The organism is Candidatus Aquicultor secundus (assembly GCF_002791875.1).
Classification (GTDB): Bacteria; Actinomycetota; Aquicultoria; order Aquicultorales; family Aquicultoraceae; genus Aquicultor_A; species Aquicultor_A secundus.
Genome location: NZ_PFNG01000080.1, coordinates 261 through 2,783 on the forward strand (window position 1 = coordinate 261; position 2,523 = coordinate 2,783).

Genomic DNA, 2,523 nt, shown 5'->3' on the forward strand with positions numbered 1-2,523 from the left:
CGGTCACCCTCATCTGCGACAACATGGTCGGTTACTTCATGGCCCTTGGAAAAATTGATAAAGTAATCGTTGGCGCCGACAGGATAACGGCGAACGGAGATTTTGCCAACAAGATAGGCACATATACGATTGCGGTTCTTGCAAAGGCGCATAAGATTCCGTTCTACGTCGCCGCACCTACCTCAACAATCGACATGTCGCTTAGCGACGGAAGCAAAATCCCGATTGAGGAGAGGGCGCCGGAAGAGATAACAAAGTTCGGTGGTGTAACAATTGCGGCAAGCGGCATTAACGTCGCGAACCCGGCATTTGATGTTACCCCTAATGAGCTGATAACAGGTATAATCACCGATAGAGGAGTGTTGAAGCCCCCTTACGGTGAGGCTATCGCAAAACTATTTGATAGGCGGGAAGTTGAATCGCGGAACTAATCACTATAATCCTATCAATTCTGATACTTATATCGATCGGGTTTATAAGTAAAAGGGTGGGCCTTCTTGAGAAGGCCCACACCTTAATCTTAAACAATATCATCATCTACCTGACGATGCCGGCGCTCATCTTTCGCGCCGTTTTTGAGTCCAGGATATCGTTATCCCTTTTAAAGATACCCCTGGTAGCGTTGGCGATTGCGGCGTTAAGCATGGGTGTGGCATATATTGTCGGGCGCTTTTTGCATTTAAAACGCCCCACGTTCGGGGCGTTCCTTCTTGTTGCGGCAATAGGCAATACCGGCTACCTTGGTTATCCGCTTACCCTGCAGCTTTTTGGCATCGGGAACCTCGTCAAAGCCGTGTTCTACGATCTCTCCGGTACGGTTGTCTTCACCTTCACCATCGGATTGCTGGTCGCCCAACGGTACGGGCAGGGGAACGGTAAGGTAAACATAATAAAAGAGGTGTTCACATTTCCGCCGCTCATCGGTCTTCTTGTGGCGCTTGTTGTAAAGGGCCTTGGTATAGGGTTGCCCAACTTTTTGACGGACACGATTGGATTTTTAGCCGGGGCGACGATTCCGCTGGTAATGCTGACCATAGGGCTTTCGCTCGAGCTGACCGAAGTAAGAACCTATGCGCTCGCAATTGCAGTGGTCGTGCTGATAAAGCTGGTGGTGGCCCCGATTGTTGCGATGCTCGGTGGCAATATATTAGGGATGTCCGGCTCGGATTTGGGGATAATGGTTCTCGAAGCCTCGATGCCGAGCTTCCTGCTGTCGCTGGTCGTAGGGTTACGTTACGGTTTGGATACCGATTTTTTACCGGCAGCTATCGTCGTCACAACCATGCTCAGCATGATTACCATCCCGGTATGGCAATATCTCTTAAAAGCCATTTCTTAAAGTTAAGTGCTCTCGCTTTCGTATCCCCGGCCCCTTGGCCCTAAAAAGAAGGTTTCCGCTTAGCTGACCTGGTCTTTGACCCCACACTCGCCTGCCGGGGGCTTCGCAGCCCCTTTTGGACCACTGGAACCCCTCTCGTCCTCTGGAACGGCAGGACTTACTCCTAAGACGCACCATGCTCGGCATTCGCATTTAGCCGAAAAAACCAAATGTGGATACTTTACGTGGATCCTTTCGCCTGCGTCTAGCTTGGACTACCCGGCTTTGCGGGATACGCAAAGCCGGGGCAACCACAGACCTAAGCGGAAACCTATAACGTATTGTACAGGCATTTTTAGTTGCTAACAACAGAGGAGGTATTTTATCCGCCCGCGAAAGGCGTCCGGGCGACGGTTAGCACAAATACCTCCTCGGCCCCCGCCTGCAGCAATACGCGTGCGCACTCGCTAACGGTACTGCCCGTAGTGTATACATCATCGATTAACAACACCTTTCCGTATATTGGGCTTTTTACCGCGAAGGCGCCTTTGATATTACGCGGGCGGTCGGCGAGCCCGAGTTTGTTTTGCTCGGGGGTGGTATGGGTTTTAATTAAACAATTGGAGAGCGGTTTATTGAGTGATACCGAGAGTTCTTGAGCGATGAGCCGTGATTGGTTGTACCCGCGCTTGGCTTCCTTGTACCTACTCAGCGGAACACATGCTATTACATCAATATCATGAATAATATCATCGATGAAATCACCTGCGACACCCAAGATAAAGCGGGCCAGGTGGGGGGAAAGGCGCTTGCCGTTTTTATATTTTAACTGATGAACGGCTTCCTTTAGCGACCCCGCATATATCCCGGCCGAGCGGGCGCGGGAAAAGTGAAGCGTTTTATGCGCGCACTCCCTGCAGCTGCCCACCTCTCTCTGGCATGGCTTACCGCATTTTAAGCAGATACTCCCGTCTATCTTGGGAAAACTGTCCATACAGCGGTCACATAGGGTTTGTTTTGATTGGCGGCCGCAAACCTTACACGTCGGTGGGAATACCAGATCAAGAAGCCCTCTAAATAGCCCGACCATTGCCCCTCCTTTAATAGCTCTCAGCTAAAACCTTCAGCTTTTACAGTGCTTTATCTAAGCTTAGACCCTTTTGCTTCTCAACAAAGAGACTGCACCCAAGATTCTTCAGTCGCTG

General features: G+C 50.6%; 2 protein-coding genes and 1 pseudogene. 2 read left to right on the plus strand and 1 reads right to left on the minus strand.

What is annotated here, in order from left to right; genetic code table 11:
* Together COY37_RS03220 and COY37_RS03225 are read left to right on the plus strand one after the other, a co-directional pair.
* Positions 1 to 431 (plus strand): annotated as a pseudogene (locus COY37_RS03220) (S-methyl-5-thioribose-1-phosphate isomerase); the annotation flags it as partial.
* An 8-nt stretch (positions 432 to 439) separates the two neighbouring features.
* Positions 440 to 1,339, plus strand: a complete 900-nt coding sequence (locus tag COY37_RS03225) for an AEC family transporter (protein WP_286678889.1) — start codon at positions 440 to 442, stop codon at positions 1,337 to 1,339.
* A gap of 361 nt (positions 1,340 to 1,700) precedes the next feature.
* Here the strand turns inward: COY37_RS03225 and COY37_RS03230 are convergent, their stop codons facing one another.
* The gene (locus COY37_RS03230; protein WP_286678886.1) at positions 1,701 to 2,408 is read right to left on the minus strand and encodes a ComF family protein; all 708 of its coding nucleotides are present in this window, start codon (positions 2,406 to 2,408) and stop codon (positions 1,701 to 1,703) included.
* Between the last annotated feature and the right edge of the window lie 115 nt (positions 2,409 to 2,523).

What these genes read in the sequence shown, in the direction of transcription:
- COY37_RS03230 (WP_286678886.1), bottom strand. Translation starts at nt 2,408, where the DNA reads ATGGTCGGGCTATTTAGAGGGCTTCTTGATCTGGTATTCCCACCGACG.